This is a genomic window from Agromyces sp. NPDC052230, assembly GCF_040679595.1.
Taxonomy (GTDB): Bacteria; Actinomycetota; Actinomycetes; order Actinomycetales; family Microbacteriaceae; genus Agromyces.
In genome coordinates this window covers 1-16,183 of record NZ_JBFAVC010000010.1, presented here as the reverse complement: position 1 = coordinate 16,183, position 16,183 = coordinate 1, and the positions used below count along the sequence as shown (strand labels likewise).

Genomic DNA, 16,183 nt, shown 5'->3' with positions numbered 1-16,183 from the left:
TAGACTGAGGGCGTGCAGCCCGAGGACCAGGTCATCCGCTACGCGGAGGTCGATGGCGCGTCCATCGCGTGGTCGGCTGTCGGCTCGGGGCCGCCGCTCGTCATCGGCGGGTGGTGGTCGAGCCATCTCGAGCTCGACTGGCGCAACACGGGGTTCCGCCGGTTCGTCACGCCGCTCGCCGAGCATCGCACGGTGATCCGTTACGACCGGCCCGGCGCCGGCGTGTCCGACCGCGGCGTCATGCCGGCGCGCTCGCTCGAGGAGGAGGTCGCCACACTCGAGGCGCTCGTCGACGTCGCGGCGCCCGGTCCCGGACCGCTCTCCCTGTTCGGCGGGTCATCGGGCGGTGGCGTGGCCTCGCTGTTCGCGGCGCGGCATCCGGAACGCGTCGACCGCCTGGTGCTGTACGCGACGTACGCCCGCGGCGCCGACCTCGCCCCGCCGGCGGCGCGCGAGGCGATGCTCGGCATCATCGAGCAGCACTGGGGGCTCGGCTCGCGCGTGCTGGCCGACCTGTTCCTGCCCGACGCCACCGCCGAGGAGCGCGACGAGTTCGTCGAGTTCCAGCGGCGCACGGCCTCGCGGGAGGTCGCGCTCGCCTCACTCCGTGCGGTGTACGAATTCGATGCCACCGGACACCTCGGCGACGTGCTCGCGCCCACGCTCGTGTTGCACCGCCGTGGCGATCGCGCCATCCCGTTCGCCCTCGGCAAGGACATGGCGGGCCGGATCCGCAACGCGCGCTTCGTCGCGCTCGAGGGCGACGACCACTATCCATGGCGAGGCGACTCGGGTGCAGTGGTGCGCGAGACGCTCTCGTTCCTCGGGGTGCCCGTCGAGGCGCTCCAGCCCAGTTCGGCGGGCGCGGGTGCCAGCGCCGGTGTCGGCGCGGGTGCCGCGCGTCTCACCGAACGTGAGCGCGAGGTGCTGCGACTCGTCGCCCGCGGCGAAACCGACGCCGAGATCGCCGCGCGCCTCGTGCTGTCGACGCATACCGTGCACCGGCATATCGCGAACATCCGCACGAAGCTCGGGGTGCCGTCGCGCACGGCGGCCGCGGCCTGGGCGCTGCGCAACGAGCTCATCTGACGTGCTCATCTGAGCGAGCGGATGCTCCGTGCTGGCCTGATCCGGCCATGACGGGTTGGCCGAATCCGGGGATTCCGCTCCGCCTCCATCGGCGTTGACTGTCTGCTCGTGCCGGGCACCCGCCCGCATGCACGCACGATGACGCAAGGAACCACGATGTCCGACACCCTGACCACCACGACCTCCGGCGAGGCATCCGCAGCGCCCGGCAACCCGCACCTCCTGGCCGACGCGCCCGCCGTCGCGCCCTCGCCCGAGGAGCAGGCCGCGGAGCTGGTCGGCGCTTACGCCGAACAGCTCATCGCGATGCTCGGCGGCGCTACGGAGCTGCTCACGATCGAGCTCGGCCGTCACTTCGGCCTCTACCGCACGCTGCACGAGCACGGGCCCATCACCGCGGGCCGGCTCGCGGCCTTCGCCGGCATCGCCCCTCGCTACGCGCGGGAGTGGCTCGAGCAGCAGGCCGCCGCCGGCCACGTCGGCGTCGAGGAGCCGGGCGGCTCCGGGGTCGAACGACGCTTCCACCTGCCCGAGCACCACGTGCCGGTGCTCGTCGACGAGACGCACCCGGCGCACGCCGCCCCGGTCGCGGGGCTGCTCGCCGGTGTCGCACTCGCGTTCCCCGAGCTTGTCGCCGACTTCCGTCACGGCCGGGGAGTCGCGTTCGAGGAGTACGGCGCGGAGCTGCGGCATGGGCTCGGCGCCCTGAACCGCCCCGGCTACCTTCTCGCGATGCGCGACTGGATGGAGCAACTGCCCGACCGGGCCGCGGCGCTCGACGCCGGCGGCACGGTGCTCGACGCCGGTTGCGGCGTTGGCTGGTCGACCATCGGCCTGGCGATGGCGTTCCCGAACGCCCGCATCGTCGGCGTCGACCTCGACGAGGCCTCCATCCAGGAGGCCCGCGAGAACGCGCTCGATGCGGGTGTCGCCGACCGTGTCGAGTTCGTGCTCGGCAATGCCGCCGACGCGGGCGCCGTGGAGCGTGCCGCCGCCTCGGCGCGCGCAGCAGCTGAAGGCGTCGATGCGGCATCCGGCTTCGACCTCGTCACCGTCTTCGAGGCCCTGCACGACATGGGCCGACCCATCCACGCGCTGGCCGGGTTCCGCGCGCTGCTCCGCCCCGGCGGCGCCCTCCTGGTCGCCGACGAGCGGGTCGCCGACGAGTTCCACCCCGACGCGGAGCCCGTCGAGCGCATGCTCTACGCGATGAGCGTGCTGCACTGCCTGCCGGCGACGACCGCCGAATCCGGCACGATCGCGAACGGCACGGTGCTGCGCCCGCCGACGCTGCGGCGCTGGGCGGCCGAGGCGGGCTTCGATCGCGTCGACGTGCTCGACATCGAGCACCCGTTCTGGCGCTTCTACCGCATCGGCTGAGGCCCTCTGCCGAGTGTTGACGGTCCGCGCAAATGAGTCCGACCGAACGACGTCAGTCGGACCCGACCGTTAACACTCGGCATGGGACGCCGGGACTGACGCAGCCCAGGGCGAGCCCGCAGGCATCCGTCACCCGGCTCATAGGAAACGCATAGGGGCGCGCGGATACTGGAGACATGAGCACCGCCACGAGCACCCCGCACCGCGCCCCGCAGCTCGCCAAGGGCGACGGCTCGATGGTGCGCGTGCTCGTCGTGGACGACGAGCAGTCGCTCACCGAGCTCCTCCGCATGGCGCTCCGCTACGAGGGCTGGGACGTGCGCACCGCGGCCGACGGGCTCAGCGCCGTGCGCGTCGCTCGCGAGTTCCGCCCCGACGCGATCGTGCTCGACATCATGCTCCCCGACATCGACGGACTCGAGGTGCTGCAGCGCGTGCGTGCCGACGGCACCGAGACGCCCGTGCTGTTCCTCACCGCGAAGGACTCGCTCGACGATCGCATCGCGGGCCTCACCGCGGGCGGCGACGACTACGTCACCAAGCCGTTCAGCCTCGAGGAGGTGGTCGCGCGCCTGCGCGGACTCATCCGCCGTTCCACCCTGACCCTCGCGCAGGCGAAGGACCCGGTGCTCGCCGTCGGCGACCTCACGCTCGACGAGGATTCCTACGAGGTCGCGCGCGACGGCACGCCCATCGAACTCACGGCGACGGAGTTCGAGTTGCTCCGCTTCCTCATGCGCAACCCGCGTCGCGTGCTCTCGAAGGCGCAGATCCTCGATCGCGTGTGGAGCTACGACTTCGGCGGCAAGAAGTCGGTCGTCGAGCTCTACATCTCCTACCTGCGCAAGAAGATCGACGCGGGCCGTGAGCCGATGATCCACACGGTGCGCGGCGCCGGGTACATGCTCAAGGCCGCAGGATGACCAGACCGGGCGACCCCGGCCACGCGGCGGCGGCGCGCCAGGAGGCGGCGGCCCGGCGGCATCCGGCAGGCGCGGAATCGGTGACGGATGCCGCGCCCCCGCGTCACCCGATGACCCTCCGCCGGCGCCTGCTCGGCATCGTCGCGGCCCTGCTCGTCGCCGTGAGCGCCGTGATCGGCGTGGCGACGGTGGCGATCTTCCACGGTGCATCCGTCGCGCGCCTCGACGCCGACCTCGGCGAGGCGATGTCGCGCGCGGAGATCGGCATCTCCGACCAGCCGATGGGCTTTCCCGGAGACCCGTCGGCTGCGCCGGGACTGATCCTGAACGTGCCGGGCCAGCCCGCGGGCACGCTCGCGGCGCTCGTGACCGAGCAGGACGATGCCTCCGCCGGGTACATCACCACCCGGGGGCGCGTGCTCCCGCTGCCGAGCGACCTCGCGGGGTCGCTGGTGGCGGTGCCCGCCGACGGCGGGCCGCACTCGATCGACGTGGAGCAGCTCGGCGACTACCGGGCGCTCGCCGCCGTACGCCCCGAGTGGGACGGCGTCACGATCGTGCTCGCCCTGCCGCTGAACGGCGTCAACGCGCAGTCAACGCAATTGGCCTGGACGGTCGCGCTCGTCGCGCTCGCGGGTCTCGCCGTCGCGCTCGTGGTCGGCTCCGTCGTGGTGCGCCGCGCGCTGAGCCCACTCGCCGACGTCACCGGCACTGCGCAGCGCGTCTCGGAGCTGCCGCTCGACCGCGGCGACGTCGCGCTCGCCGAACGCGTGCCGATCGACGACGAGCGCACGGAGGTCGGACGGCTGGGCACGGCCTTCAACCGCATGCTCGGCCACGTCGCGTCGGCGCTCTCGGCTCGCGAGCAGAGCGAGCAGAAGGTGCGCCGCTTCGTCGCCGATGCGAGCCACGAGTTGCGCACGCCGCTCACCTCGATACGCGGTTACGCCGAGCTCACCCGACTGCACGGGGGGCAGCTCCCGCCCGACGTGGTGCACGCGATCGCGCGCATCGAGTCCGAGACGGTGCGCATGACCGAGCTCGTCGAGGACCTCCTGCTGCTCGCACGCCTCGACGAGGGCCGCGAGCTCGCCGCCCTGCCGGTGGATCTCCGTCAGATCGTCGCCGAGGCCGTGGGCGACGCTCAGGCGGCGGGTCCAGGCCACAGCTGGGAGGTGCGATCGACGGATGCCCCGGCCGTCGTGGTCGGCGATGAGGCGCGCCTGCGCCAGGTCATCACGAACCTCCTCGCCAACGCGCGTGTGCACACGCCGGACGGAACCCACGTGGTGGCGAGCGTTGCCCGCGAGGGCGACGACGCGGTGATCACCGTCACCGACGACGGTCCGGGCATCGAGTCGGGACTCGTGGGGTCGCTGTTCGAGCGCTTCGCACGGGGCGATTCGTCGCGCTCGCGACGGGCGGGGAGCACCGGACTCGGCCTCGCGATCGTGCGTGCGGTCGTCGAGGCGCATCAGGGAGCCGTCGAGGTGTCGAGCGAACCCGGCGCGACGACCTTCACCGTGCGACTACCCGCGGCTTCGGTCTCAGCGCTCGTCGCGTGAGTCATGGCCGGCGTCGCCGGTCACGAAGACCTCGTTGGTCAGACGGCCGAGGAGCCGCGCCAGTTCGTCGACGTCGTCGGCCGACCAGGTGCGCAGCTGCTCGTAGAGCTGGCGCTGCATGCGCGAGGACTTCTGCCCCACGCTCTCGATCGCCTGCGGGGTGGGCTCGATGAACCGTGCCCGCCGGTCGTTCGGGTCGGTCACGCCAACCGCGAGGCCGAGCGTCTGGAGGTGTCGGATCTGGCGGCTCACGACGCTCTTGTCGATCTCGAGCTCGGCGGCGATGGCGCCGGCGTGCATCGGGCCGTGGCGCACGATCGCGGCGAGGATCTTGTAGCCCACCGGTTGCAGGTCGGGGTGCACCGCGGCGGCGGCCTCCTTCCAGACGGCCCGCACGCGCACGAAGAGCAGCCGGAACTGCTCGTCGACCGAGGCGATCTCGTCGTCGGAGGCTGTGCGCGTGGCGGGTGCGGCGGGGGCGGTCATGCGGCGATCCTAGTGCTCGCTCGAGCGGGGGAGACGGTCGCCGGATGCACCGTCACGGGCACCTCCGGCAGCGGCCACGGAACCGGTGCCGGGGTCGTGCACGAGTCCGACGGGCGTCAGGGCGACGGATGCCGCGGCGGTGTCGATCACCGCATCCTCGGCGTCCTCGAGCTCGCGGACGTGCTCGGCGTGCAGCGACTGATCCGCCGCGGTGCGACCCTCCGTCTGCTGCTCGGCCCTCGCCCGCTGGATCGCGTTCTGGGTGCCGAGGCTCACGTTCGGCAGGAACACCACCGCGAGGAGCGTGACGATCGCGAGCGGGACCGCGGCGAGGAACACGTAGCCCACGCCGGTGCCGTAGGCCGACTCGACGATCACGCGGAGGAACCCGGGCAGCTCGCTGAGCTGCGGGATCGTGCCGGCGCTGCCCAGCGTGCGGGCCGCCTCGAGCTGCTGCTCGGGCGTGAGTGTGCCGATACCGGTCTTGATGCGTTCGGCGACGACCGTGCCGAGGATCGAGCCCATGACGGCGACGCCGACGGTGCCGCCGAGGCTGCGGAAGAACGTGACGGCGCTCGTGGCGACTCCGAGGTTCTTCACCTCGATGGTGTTCTGCACGATGAGTACGAGGTTCTGCATGAGCATGCCGACGCCGGCGCCGAGCACGAACATCGCAATGCCGACGAACCAGAAGTCGGTGTCGTACTCGAGGCGCGAGAGCAGGATGCTGCCGGCGACCAGGAGCACGCTGCCGACGATCATGAAGCCCTTCCACTTGCCGCGTCGGCTGACCAGCGCGCCGATCACGGTGGAGGAGATGAGCACGCCCGCCATCATGGGGATGGTCAGCAGGCCGGACTCGGTCGGGGTGGCCCCGCGGGCGAGTTGCATGTACTGGCTGAGGAAGACCGCGGTGCCGAACATCGCGACACCGACGGAGACGGAGGCGATGACCGAGAGCGTGAAGGTGCGGTTGCGGAAGAGGCCGAGCGGGATGACCGGCTCCTTCACGCGGAGCTCGACCACGATCGCGACGGCGAGGAACAGCGCCGCCGAGCCCACCATGACGAGGCTCGGCACCGAGATCCAGTCGAACTCGGTTCCTGCGAACGTGACCCAGAGCAGCAGCAGTGAGACGCCTGCGGAGATGAGCACGATGCCCACATAGTCGATGGAGACCTTCTGCCGCGGGCGCTTGGGGAGGTGCAGCGTGCGCTGCAGGAGCACGAGGGCGATGACCGCGATCGGCAGGCCGACGAAGAAGTTCCAGCGCCACCCGAGCCCGTCGGTGAGGACGCCGCCGAGGAGCGGGCCGCCCACCGTGGCCACCGCCATCACGGCGCCGAAGAGGCCGGCGTACCTGCCCCGCTCGCGCGGGCTGATGATGTCGGCCATGACGATCTGGCTGAGGGCGGCGAGTCCGCCGGCGCCGATGCCCTGGAAGACGCGCATCGTGATGAGGGTTCCCGGGTCCTGCGAGAAGCCGGCGACGGCGGAGGCGACCACGAAGATGACGAGGGCGAGCTGCAGCAACAGCTTGCGGTTGAAGAGGTCGGCGAGCTTGCCCCAGATCGGCGTCGACACGGTGGTCGCGAGCAGGGTTGCGGTGATGACCCACGTGAACGCCGACTGGTCGCCGCCCAGGTCGGAGATGATGACCGGCAACGACGTGCCGACGACCGTCGACGCGAGCATCGACACGAACATGCCGAGCAGGAGGCCCGAGAGCGCCGTCAGCACCTCGCGATGCGTCATGCCGCTGTCGGAGAGCGCGGGGGGCGCGGCATCCGTCGACGTCGATGCGCGGGTGCGGAAGGGGTTGGCCATGCGACTCCAGAATTGATTGATGTCAGTCAACTATAGCTGAACTAGTGGACTTCAATCAACTATTCCGGTCGCGAGCTGCCGGCCCGGCCCTCTGCTCCGTCGGGCGCCGGATGCCGCGGCTCAGCCCACGACGGCGATGGCCTCGATCTCGACCAGCGCGTCGGGACGCGCGAACTTGGCCACGCTGAGCACCGTGATCGCGGTGGGATGCTGCCCCCACACCTTCGCGGAGGCGGCGTAGCCTTCGTTCGCGTCCTGGCCTTCGGCGAGGTAGATCGCGAGGCGCACGACGTTGGACTGGTCGGCCCCGGCCTCGGCGAGCACCGCGAGCACGTTCTTCAAAGCCTGCTCGGACTGCGGACCGAGGCCGCCCTCGACGATGGCGCCCGAGGCATCGGTGCCGTTCTGTCCGCCGACGTAGAGCATGTCGCGGCCGCCGCGCACGAGCACCCCTTGGCTGAAGGCGGGGTTCGAGAAGAGCGACGGCGGGTTCAGGTGTGTGATCTCCATGCTGCGTTCCTATCCCGACCCACCGACGCTCCGGTCGAATGCCGCCGGGGGCACTCGATTCACGCGAGTGCCCCCGGCTCAGTCGTGCGCAGTCGTCATTCGTGCTCGTGGGGGTTCGTCACGAAGTCCCCTCGCTCGCGGATGTTGTCTGCAGGCGCCGTGCTCGCCGTCCACAACGAACCGTCGGCCGCGGCCGTGAGCACGGCCATCCCGGAGACCTCCGCGTGCTTGGCGAGCTGCCCGACGGACTTCTGGCCGATGCCGCCGCGCACCTCGAAGAGCACCGAGGTGGAGCCGAGCAGTCCATAGGCGTTGCGTGCAATACCGGGGGTCGACGTGCTCGGATAGCGCGTGATGTTCGCCCAGCCGTAGTCCTCGAGCGAGGTCAGCATGACCGACACGGCGCGCTTGGACATCGTGATCGTCTCCGCGAATTCGTCGGCGATGCCGAGGCGCGCGGCCTCCTCAGTGGCGTTGGGCCACATGATCGAGCCCGTGATGAGTCGGCCGTCCTCGTCGACGTAGGACCCCTGGTGGTGGAAGTCCACGACCACCTGTGGCTGGCGCTCGTCCCAGAGCAGTCGCATGGCGATGGCCTCATTGACCGGGTTGTTCGCGTCGAGTCCCGGCTGGTACGGGTGGTCGTAGGCGCTCTCGGTGTAGGAGTGGTAGCGGTTGATGTCGTACCCGCGTCCGCCTTGGTAGAACGAGCAGAAGGCAGCGCATGCCGGGTCGTAGTTCTGCCGCCACGGGGTGGTGAAACCCTGCGAGTCGACCACGTCGCCGTCGAATCCGTCGACATTGACCCGGGGCACGATCGTCACCGTGAGGGCCTCGCGAATCGCCTGTGCCTGCGCCGAATTCCCGGCGAGCGCTCGGGCGATCGAGAGCATCCCCTCGCTGACCACGTACTCGTCGCCGTGCTGGTTGGCGACGAACATGATGTCCACAGGCCCGTCACCGACCGTGACGACGGGGATGTCTCGCCCGAGGTTGGACTGGAGCGGAGCGGGCGCGACGTCGAGCGTGCCGCCGGAGCTGCGCTCGATCGTGCGCAGCGTGTCCCACAGCTGCTCGTAACCGTGGATTGCGTTGACGTTCTCGTTCCCGTCATCCCACGGCCCGCCCGGAACCGTGACCGGGTCGGCCAGCGCTGGACTGGCGAGACCCACGAGGGTCAGGGCGACGAGGGATGTGCCGAGTGCTGATCCGATGGTTCGCATACGCATGCCGTCTCTCCTTCTTGTCGTGTCGTGCACTTCACATGAAGGGGCGGGGACGAGCGCAGGGGATGCCCCGTATCGGTGCGCTCAGTCTGGCAAGGGAGGACGAGCGGGGTCAAGGCTCACCCCCAGTGGGTATCGGCGAGGAGTTGCCGTCACCAGCCGCCTCCGATTTGGCGACAGATGCGGCATCCGTTACTGTGTATGGAGCCGAAGACCGCTGGTTGTCGTGCGCACAGCAATGGGTGCCGACCGAAGTCTTGCGAAAGCAAGTGCCCGCGCAGGTGTGACGAAGACCTCCCGATGAATCGGGCCGAGCTCCGCGCAACTGCGCCGGAGCTCCTTTCTTTTCCACGCCGAGTTCGTTCAGAACAGGCCAGCGCTCCCAGGCCGTGCACCGCCTCCGCGGTGCGCGTTGAATTCACAAGGAGTGGCCATGGCGAACAAGGAAGCCTCGGTTGCCGAACTCACGAACCTGTTCGAGAGCTCGACCGCCGTTCTGCTGACCGAATACCGCGGCCTCACTGTTGCCCAGCTCAGGACGCTGCGCAAGTCCATCAGTGGGGACGCGAGCTACGCCGTGGTGAAGAACACGCTGACCAAGATCGCGGCGAACAACGCCGGCATCTCGTCGTTCGACGACGAGCTCGCCGGTCCTTCCGCGATCGCATTCGTACACGGTGACCCGGTCGCCGTCGCGAAGGCGCTGCGTGACTTCGCCAAGGCGAACCCCCTCCTCGTGGTCAAGGGCGGCTATTTCGATGGCAAGCCCCTGACCGCCGAAGAGGTAGGCAAGCTCGCCGACCTCGAGTCCCGCGAAGTGCTGCTGGCGAAGCTCGCCGGTGCCTTCAAGGCCTCGCTGTTCGGAGCCGCATATCTGTTCAACGCACCGCTGTCGAAGGCCGTTCGCACGGTCGACGCGCTGCGTGAGAAGCAGGAGTCCGCTGCGTAGGCGCGAGCCTCCCAAGCGGTGAGTAACCAAGAATCTAAGGAGAAACATCATGGCGAAGCTGTCCACTGAAGAGCTGCTCGAGCAGTTCAAGGGCCTGACCCTCATCGAGCTCTCGGAGTTCGTCAAGGCGTTCGAGGAGACCTTCGAGGTCACCGCGGCCGCCCCGGTCGCCGTTGCCGGCCCCGCTGCCGCTGGCGGCGGCGCCGCTGTCGAAGAGGTCGAGGAGAAGGACTCCTTCGACGTCGTCCTCGAGGCTGCCGGCGACAAGAAGATCCAGGTCATCAAGGTCGTGCGCGAGCTCACCTCGCTCGGCCTCGGCGAGGCCAAGGCCGTCGTCGACGGTGCTCCCAAGGCCGTGCTCGAGGGCGCGAACAAGGAGACCGCCGACAAGGCGAAGGCCGCCCTCGAGGAGGCCGGCGCGACCGTCACCCTCAAGTAATCGGCGGCGCTCGCTCGAGCGCTTCCAGCTTGAGGTGACCTGCGTCACCTGAAACGAACGGATGCCCCGTGGCTCACCAGCCACGGGGCATCCGTCGTTCTCGGGTCAATTCTTGGGTACCCGGCCCTCAGCGTGGCGCGGCCGTCGTGCTCGAACGCACGACGAGTCGCGTCGCGAGCGGTGCGTCGTCGGGCTCCTCCGACCCGTCGGGCGCTTCGCCGAGCAGGCGCATGACGCGGGCGACGGCCCGGCGACCCTGATCGCCGGGGTACTGCTCCACGGTGGTCAGTCCGAACAGCTCGGCGTATTCGTGTCCGTCGATGCCGACGATCGAGAGTCCACTCGGCATGGCGATGCCGAGCCGCTCGGCCGCCCGCATGGCACCGAAGGCCACCTCGTCGGATGCCGCGAAGATCGCGGTCGGCCGGTCGCCGGGGTGACCGAGCAGTTGGAGGGCCGCCGCGTATCCGCCCGGCAGACTCATCTCGGCCTCGACCACGCCACCCGCACTGCCGGCCGGGGTGAGGCCCGCGGCATCCATCGACTCGAGGAATCCCGAGCGGCGGAGCCCCTGGACGCTCCGCGCCGCGGCGCCCGAGCCGGCGCCCGCGAGATGCGCGATGCGCGTGTGGCCGAGCTTCAGCAGGTGCTCGGTGGCGAGGGATGCCGCGGCGCGATCGTCGATCGCGAGTCGGGGCGCGCCCGGCGCTGTGCCCCCGAGGGCGATGATGGGTTTGCTGCGCCGCGCGATGACGTCGACTTCGCGCTCGTCGAGGTCGACTCCCACCGCGATGACTGCGTCGACGCGTTTGCGGGCGAGGAAGAAGTCGAACACCCGGTCGCGGTCGGGCCCGGTCTGGGCGAGGTTGTAGAGGGTGAGGTCGTAGCCCGCCGAGAGCAGCGAGCGTTCGATGCCCTCGAGCACCTCCCCGAAGAACCAGCGGTTGACGAAGGGGATGACGACGCCGACGTTCTTCGTGCGCCCGGTCACGAGGCTGGCGGCGTCGGGGGAGGCGATGTAGCCGATGCGCTGGGCGGCCGCTTGCACTCGGCGCCGGGTGTCGTCGGCGACGTAGCCCCGACCGCTGAGCGCCCGCGAGGCGGTGGCCTTGGAGACACCGGCCAGACGTGCGACGTCGCCGATCGCTGGCATCAGTGCCTCCCTCCCTCGGGCAGCTCCGATGCCGAGTGTAGTGCGATTTCCCCGGAATGTGGAACCGTTTCCCTATCTGCTGAGGCAAGCGGATGTCGCGCCGCGGCGCGCTCGTGGGAGCGCTCTCTCGGAGCGTTCGCGCCAGTTTCTTGCAGTGTCCGAACCGTGACCTTCGATCGCTTGTGAGGATGCGGCCGGGTGTCCTACCGTGGAGGCTGGAACCGGTTCCCGGGTTCGCTCCTGCACCACACTCAACGAGGAGATGACATGAGACTCACACGGCACCGCCGTTGGATGGCCCCGGTCGTGGCGGCCGCCGCGGTCGGACTCGCGCTCACGGCCTGTACGGGCGACATCGCAGATCAAGACGCGGCCGACGTCGACTGCGGTGACTACGAGGAGTACGGCACGTTCGAAGACGCCGAGGTCACCGTCGGCGGCACGATCCTCGACCTCGAGGCCGACCGGCTGGTCGAGTCGTGGGCCGACTTCGAGACCTGCACCGGCATCGCGGTCGACTACCAGGGCTCGAGCGAGTTCGAGGCGCAGATCGCGGTGCTCGCCGAGGGCGGCAACGCCCCCGACGTCGGCATCGTGCCGCAGCCCGGCCTGCTCCAGCGGCTCGCGGTGGGCGGCTGGCTCATCCCGGCCTCCGAGGCCGTGGAGGCCAACGTCGACGAATGGTGGTCGGAGGACTGGAAGCAGTACGGCACGTACGAAGACACCTTCTACGCCGCGCCGCTGATGGCGAGCATCAAGGGCTACGTCTGGTACTCCCCGGCCGAGTTCGACGAGAAGGGCTACGAGGTCCCCGAGACGCTCGACGACCTCACTGCGCTGTCCGAGGAGATCGCGGCCGAGGGCGAGCACAAGCCCTGGTGCGTGGGCCTCGAGTCCGGTGACGCCACCGGCTGGCCCGGCACCGACTGGGTCGAGGACTACGTGCTCCGTCTCCACGGCCCCGAGGTCTACGACCAGTGGGTGACGCACGAGATCCCGTTCAACGACCCGCGCATCGCCGAGGCATTCGACGCGGTCGGCGAGTACCTGAAGAACGCTGAGATGGTCAACGGTGGCATCGGCGACGTGTCGACGCAGATCACGGAGGCCTTCCAGACGGCTGGTCTCCCGATCATCGACGGCGAGTGCTCGCTGCACCACCAGGCCTCGTTCTACGAGACCTTCTGGAACCCCGAGGGCGGCGACGAGAACACCGTGGCTCCCGACGGCACCGTGTGGGCGTTCCTGCTTCCGCCCGTCGAGGCCGGCGGAGGGCTCAACGTCACCGGCGGTGGCGAATTCCCGGTCGCGTTCCGCGACGCCGAAGAGGTCGAGGCGTTCCGCGCCTACCTCTCCAGCGACACGTGGGCCAACAACCGGGTCGGGCTCGGCGGCGTCATCAGCGCGAACAAGGGGCTCGACCCCGAGGTCGCGTCGAGCGAACTGTTGACCCAGTCGATCGAGATCCTGCAGGACCCCGAGACGACGTTCCGCTTCGACGGATCCGACCTGATGCCCGGTGCCGTCGGCGCCGATTCCTTCTGGAAGGGCATCGTGGCGTGGGTCAGCGGAGAGGACACGCAGCAGGTCCTGAACAACATCGAGTCGAGCTGGCCGGCGAGTTAGTAGCGGCCAGCACACCACAGGCGGCATGATCGAGGGGCGGGGTTTCATGACCCCGCCCCTCGGCACCCCTGATTCAACGACGAAACACGGGAGGCACAGATGACGACGGCCGATCTGCTCGGCAAGCTCCTGCAGGTGGTGATGGGGCTCGCGGTCTTCGGCGCGGTCGTCGGCCTCCTCATCTTCTTCATCGACAAGGCGCCCAAGAAGGGGCGCGACTACTGGCAGCTCGTCGGGTTCCTGGCACCCGCGATGATCTTCGTCATCATCGGTCTCGTGTATCCCGCGATCCGTACGAGCATCCTGGCCTTCCAGGATTCGAGCGGCGCATTCACGTGGGACCACTTCGTGTGGACGTTCACGCAGCCGACGGCCATCCGAACCCTGATCAACACGATCATCTGGGTCGCCCTCGTACCGACGGTGGCGACCGCCGTCGGACTCGCGTACGCCGTCTTCATCGACAAGTCCCGCGGCGAGCGGTACTACAAGGCGATCCTCTTCATGCCGATGGCGATCTCCTTCGTGGGAGCCGGCATCATCTGGAAGTTCGTCTACGAGTACCGCTCGGGCGACCGTGAGCAGATCGGTCTCCTCAACGCCATCGTCACCGCGTTCGGCGGTGATCCGGTGCAGTGGTTGCAGACCGACCCGGTCAACACCATCCTGCTCATCGTCGTGATGATCTGGATCCAGACGGGCTTCGCCATGGTCGTGCTGAGCGCCGCCATCAAGGGCATCCCGACGGAGCAGATCGAGGCCGCCCAGCTCGACGGGACGAACGGCTGGCAGCGCTTCACCAACGTCACCATTCCCGGCATCCGGGGCTCGCTCGTGGTGGTGCTCACGACGATCTCGATCGCCACCCTGAAGGTCTTCGACATCGTGCGCACGATGACCGCCGGCAACTTCAACACCAGCGTCATCGCGAACGAGATGTACACGCAGGCGTTCCGCGCGAGCGAGGTCGGGCGTGGGTCCGCCCTCGCCTTGATCCTGTTCGTGCTCGTCCTCCCGATCATCGTCTACAACGTGAATGTGCTCCGTAAGCAGAGGGAGATCCGATGAGCAGCGTCGCCCCGGCCGACCTTCCCGTCGCCAAAGACCTCGGAACCATCGAGGCCGCCCAGCTCGGTGCCACCAAGACCGCGCGGGTCAAGAAACGCCTGACCTCACGCACGGCCACGATCATCTCCCTGATCATCGCGGTCGCGTGGACGATCCCCACGTTCGGGCTGCTCATCTCCTCGTTCCGGCCGGCGGAGCTCATCCGCACGACCGGTTGGTGGACGGTCTTCCAGAACCCCGGCTTCACGCTCGACAACTACAGCGATGTACTGTTCTCGACCTCGCAGTCGTCGCCGCAGCTCGGCTCCTACTTCGTGAACTCGATCGCGATCGCCGTGCTCGGTACGTTGATTCCGCTCGTGTTCGCGTCGATGGCCGCGTACGCGTTCGCCTGGATCAAGTTCAAGGGCGCCAACGTGTTGTTCATCTTCGTCTTCGCGTTGCAGATCATCCCGCTGCAGATGGCGCTGGTGCCGCTGCTGCAGATCTTCTCGACCTACCTGCGGCCGATGCAGGCGTGGCTGCACGACGTGATCCCGATCATCCCCGAGCAGAACTATGCGCCGGTGTGGTTGGCGCACGCGATGTTCGGTTTGCCCTTGGCGATCTTCCTCCTCCACAACTTCATCTCGGAGATACCGAATGACGTCGTCGAAGCGGCGCGCGTCGATGGGGCGACGCACGGGCAGATCTTCTTCCGCATCGTGCTGCCGTTGGCCGTGCCCGCCATCGCGTCCTTCGCGATCTTCCAGTTCCTGTGGGTCTGGAACGACCTGCTCGTGGCCCTGATCTTCTCCGGGGGCACCCAGGATGTCGCTCCGCTGACCCAACGCCTCGCCGAACTCACCGGTACGCGAGGCCAGGACTGGCAACGACTCACCGCGGCCGCGTTCGTGTCGTTGATCATTCCGCTCATCGTGTTCTTCAGTCTGCAGCGCTACTTCGTGCGCGGCCTCCTCGCGGGGTCCACGAAGGGGTAGCGTCGGCCGGCTCCAGGCGGGCAGGGGGAGACGGATGCCGCGGGCCGAGGCTCGCGGCATCCGACCTTGGACGACCGGACCGAGCCCCGGACGGACGTTCCGTTGCCGTTCGGGCAACCTCAACGGGCGAGGCAACTCGAATGGTGAGGATGATGGATGGCGCCCACATGGAATGATCGCGATGATTCGAACCGTGCGCCAGTTGGCGTCGTCGGTATACTCTGAGTATGACTACGACGATCAAGGTGAGCGACGAGCTCCGCGACCGCCTCAAGGAGCAGGCGGCACGCGACGGGCTCACTCTCGGAGCGCACCTTGCCCACCTCGCTGATGCCGAAGATCGCCGGTGGCGGCTGAGCCAGTTGAAGGCAGCGATTGCCCGAACCAGCGACGGGCATTCCGAATCGCACGTGGCGGAGTCCGCCGATTGGGAGCGCACCGAACTGACTGACGCCGACTCGTGACCGACCTCGAGCTCGCTCCCGGCGTCATAGCCTGGGCTGCGCTCGAGCCGGTGCGCGGGAGGGAACAGGGCGGCCATCGCCCGGTCCTCGTCGTCTCATCTGCCGGCTATCTCGACGCACTCACGACTCTCGTCATCGTCTTGCCGATCACGACGACCGATCGCGGATGGCCCGATCACATTCGCGTCGACGGGCAGAGCGGACTCGACCGGCCGTCCTGGGTCATGACCGAGCAGCCGCGCACCCTTTCGCGTGACCGACTGACACGAGTGGCTGGAGAAGTCTCGACGGGCTGTCTCGCATCGGTGCGATCGTGGCTCGGTGACTTTCTCGACCTCTGACCCGCAGCTCGGGGCATCGGCTCACCGTGACTCGCCGGAATCCAGGGCGCCGTTGAGGGATCGGCGGATTCGAGCGGTCATCGCAACAGGACGTTCCCGATGACTTCGATCGGGGTTTGGAACTCTAACCGTTTTCGTGGTCGGTCGTTCAGCTCGG

At 68.9% G+C, this 16,183-nt stretch carries 16 protein-coding genes; 11 read left to right on the top strand and 5 right to left on the bottom strand.

Annotated elements, in window-relative coordinates; translation table 11 throughout:
* Positions 1-12 precede the first annotated feature (12 nt).
* The 4 genes from AB0K73_RS19195 to AB0K73_RS19180 all read left to right on the top strand — a co-directional run bounded on the left by AB0K73_RS19195 (position 13) and on the right by AB0K73_RS19180 (position 4,957).
* Positions 13-1,089, top strand: a complete 1,077-nt coding sequence (locus AB0K73_RS19195; RefSeq protein WP_360518686.1) for an alpha/beta fold hydrolase — start codon at positions 13-15, stop codon at positions 1,087-1,089.
* A 156-nt stretch (positions 1,090-1,245) separates the two neighbouring features.
* Complete coding sequence (locus tag AB0K73_RS19190) at positions 1,246-2,469, top strand: class I SAM-dependent methyltransferase (protein ID WP_360518689.1); 1,224 nt, start codon at positions 1,246-1,248, stop codon at positions 2,467-2,469.
* A 176-nt stretch (positions 2,470-2,645) separates the two neighbouring features.
* Positions 2,646-3,392 carry a response regulator transcription factor gene (locus AB0K73_RS19185; protein WP_360518692.1) on the top strand — a complete coding sequence of 249 codons (747 nt, stop codon included), beginning with the start codon at positions 2,646-2,648 and terminating at the stop codon, positions 3,390-3,392.
* Complete coding sequence (locus tag AB0K73_RS19180; RefSeq protein ID WP_360518695.1) at positions 3,389-4,957, top strand: ATP-binding protein; 1,569 nt, start codon at positions 3,389-3,391, stop codon at positions 4,955-4,957. Before AB0K73_RS19185 ends, AB0K73_RS19180 begins: the two co-directional genes overlap by 4 nt.
* On the opposite strand, the gene AB0K73_RS19175 is transcribed toward AB0K73_RS19180, so the two are convergent.
* From AB0K73_RS19175 to AB0K73_RS19160, 4 genes are all read right to left on the bottom strand, one after another.
* Positions 4,940-5,443, bottom strand: a complete 504-nt coding sequence (locus tag AB0K73_RS19175) for a MarR family winged helix-turn-helix transcriptional regulator (protein WP_360518698.1) — start codon at positions 5,441-5,443, stop codon at positions 4,940-4,942. The genes AB0K73_RS19180 and AB0K73_RS19175 overlap by 18 nt on opposite strands.
* Positions 5,444-5,452: 9 nt before the next feature.
* Entirely contained in the window at positions 5,453-7,198 is a 1,746-nt protein-coding gene (locus AB0K73_RS19170; protein WP_360518740.1) for an MDR family MFS transporter, read from the bottom strand.
* A gap of 192 nt (positions 7,199-7,390) precedes the next feature.
* Entirely contained in the window at positions 7,391-7,780 is a 390-nt protein-coding gene (locus AB0K73_RS19165) for a RidA family protein (protein ID WP_360518701.1), read from the bottom strand.
* 95 nt (positions 7,781-7,875) lie between these two features.
* Positions 7,876-9,009 carry a M14 family zinc carboxypeptidase gene (locus tag AB0K73_RS19160; protein WP_360518704.1) on the bottom strand — a complete coding sequence of 378 codons (1,134 nt, stop codon included), beginning with the start codon at positions 9,007-9,009 and terminating at the stop codon, positions 7,876-7,878.
* A 430-nt stretch (positions 9,010-9,439) separates the two neighbouring features.
* Between AB0K73_RS19160 and rplJ the strand changes: the two genes are divergently transcribed.
* Both rplJ and rplL read left to right on the top strand, forming a co-directional pair.
* Positions 9,440-9,955 carry a 50S ribosomal protein L10 gene (rplJ, locus tag AB0K73_RS19155; RefSeq protein WP_360518707.1) on the top strand — a complete coding sequence of 172 codons (516 nt, stop codon included), beginning with the start codon at positions 9,440-9,442 and terminating at the stop codon, positions 9,953-9,955.
* Positions 9,956-10,004: 49 nt separating this feature from the next.
* Positions 10,005-10,394, top strand: a complete 390-nt coding sequence (gene rplL, locus AB0K73_RS19150; protein WP_360518710.1) for a 50S ribosomal protein L7/L12 — start codon at positions 10,005-10,007, stop codon at positions 10,392-10,394.
* 127 nt (positions 10,395-10,521) lie between these two features.
* Here the strand turns inward: rplL and AB0K73_RS19145 are convergent, their stop codons facing one another.
* Complete coding sequence (locus AB0K73_RS19145; protein WP_360518713.1) at positions 10,522-11,547, bottom strand: LacI family DNA-binding transcriptional regulator; 1,026 nt, start codon at positions 11,545-11,547, stop codon at positions 10,522-10,524.
* 267 nt (positions 11,548-11,814) lie between these two features.
* Here AB0K73_RS19145 and AB0K73_RS19140 point away from each other — a divergent pair, with 267 nt between their 5' ends.
* The 5 genes from AB0K73_RS19140 to AB0K73_RS19120 all read left to right on the top strand — a co-directional run bounded on the left by AB0K73_RS19140 (position 11,815) and on the right by AB0K73_RS19120 (position 16,026).
* Entirely contained in the window at positions 11,815-13,173 is a 1,359-nt protein-coding gene (locus tag AB0K73_RS19140) for an ABC transporter substrate-binding protein (protein ID WP_360518716.1), read from the top strand.
* A 99-nt stretch (positions 13,174-13,272) separates the two neighbouring features.
* On the top strand, positions 13,273-14,241 hold the full coding sequence (locus AB0K73_RS19135; protein ID WP_360518719.1) for a sugar ABC transporter permease: 969 nt from the start codon (positions 13,273-13,275) through the stop codon (positions 14,239-14,241).
* A complete protein-coding gene (locus AB0K73_RS19130; RefSeq protein WP_360518722.1) occupies positions 14,238-15,221 on the top strand; it encodes a carbohydrate ABC transporter permease in 984 nt (327 codons plus the stop codon). The genes AB0K73_RS19135 and AB0K73_RS19130 overlap by 4 nt, the downstream gene beginning before the upstream one ends.
* Before the next feature lie 227 nt (positions 15,222-15,448).
* Positions 15,449-15,685, top strand: a complete 237-nt coding sequence (locus AB0K73_RS19125) for a hypothetical protein (RefSeq protein WP_360518725.1) — start codon at positions 15,449-15,451, stop codon at positions 15,683-15,685.
* Positions 15,682-16,026 carry a type II toxin-antitoxin system PemK/MazF family toxin gene (locus tag AB0K73_RS19120; RefSeq protein ID WP_360518728.1) on the top strand — a complete coding sequence of 115 codons (345 nt, stop codon included), beginning with the start codon at positions 15,682-15,684 and terminating at the stop codon, positions 16,024-16,026. Before AB0K73_RS19125 ends, AB0K73_RS19120 begins: the two co-directional genes overlap by 4 nt.
* Positions 16,027-16,183 lie beyond the last annotated feature (157 nt).

What these genes read in the sequence shown, in the direction of transcription:
- AB0K73_RS19190 (WP_360518689.1), top strand. Translation starts at nt 1,246, where the DNA reads ATGTCCGACACCCTGACCACCACGACCTCCGGCGAGGCATCCGCAGCG.
- AB0K73_RS19185 (WP_360518692.1), top strand. Translation starts at nt 2,646, where the DNA reads ATGAGCACCGCCACGAGCACCCCGCACCGCGCCCCGCAGCTCGCCAAG.
- AB0K73_RS19180 (WP_360518695.1), top strand. Translation starts at nt 3,389, where the DNA reads ATGACCAGACCGGGCGACCCCGGCCACGCGGCGGCGGCGCGCCAGGAG.
- AB0K73_RS19175 (WP_360518698.1), bottom strand. Translation starts at nt 5,443, where the DNA reads ATGACCGCCCCCGCCGCACCCGCCACGCGCACAGCCTCCGACGACGAG.
- AB0K73_RS19170 (WP_360518740.1), bottom strand. Translation starts at nt 7,198, where the DNA reads ATGACGCATCGCGAGGTGCTGACGGCGCTCTCGGGCCTCCTGCTCGGC.
- AB0K73_RS19165 (WP_360518701.1), bottom strand. Translation starts at nt 7,780, where the DNA reads ATGGAGATCACACACCTGAACCCGCCGTCGCTCTTCTCGAACCCCGCC.
- AB0K73_RS19160 (WP_360518704.1), bottom strand. Translation starts at nt 9,009, where the DNA reads ATGCGTATGCGAACCATCGGATCAGCACTCGGCACATCCCTCGTCGCC.
- rplJ (WP_360518707.1), top strand. Translation starts at nt 9,440, where the DNA reads ATGGCGAACAAGGAAGCCTCGGTTGCCGAACTCACGAACCTGTTCGAG.
- rplL (WP_360518710.1), top strand. Translation starts at nt 10,005, where the DNA reads ATGGCGAAGCTGTCCACTGAAGAGCTGCTCGAGCAGTTCAAGGGCCTG.
- AB0K73_RS19145 (WP_360518713.1), bottom strand. Translation starts at nt 11,547, where the DNA reads ATGCCAGCGATCGGCGACGTCGCACGTCTGGCCGGTGTCTCCAAGGCC.
- AB0K73_RS19140 (WP_360518716.1), top strand. Translation starts at nt 11,815, where the DNA reads ATGAGACTCACACGGCACCGCCGTTGGATGGCCCCGGTCGTGGCGGCC.
- AB0K73_RS19135 (WP_360518719.1), top strand. Translation starts at nt 13,273, where the DNA reads ATGACGACGGCCGATCTGCTCGGCAAGCTCCTGCAGGTGGTGATGGGG.
- AB0K73_RS19130 (WP_360518722.1), top strand. Translation starts at nt 14,238, where the DNA reads ATGAGCAGCGTCGCCCCGGCCGACCTTCCCGTCGCCAAAGACCTCGGA.
- AB0K73_RS19125 (WP_360518725.1), top strand. Translation starts at nt 15,449, where the DNA reads ATGACTACGACGATCAAGGTGAGCGACGAGCTCCGCGACCGCCTCAAG.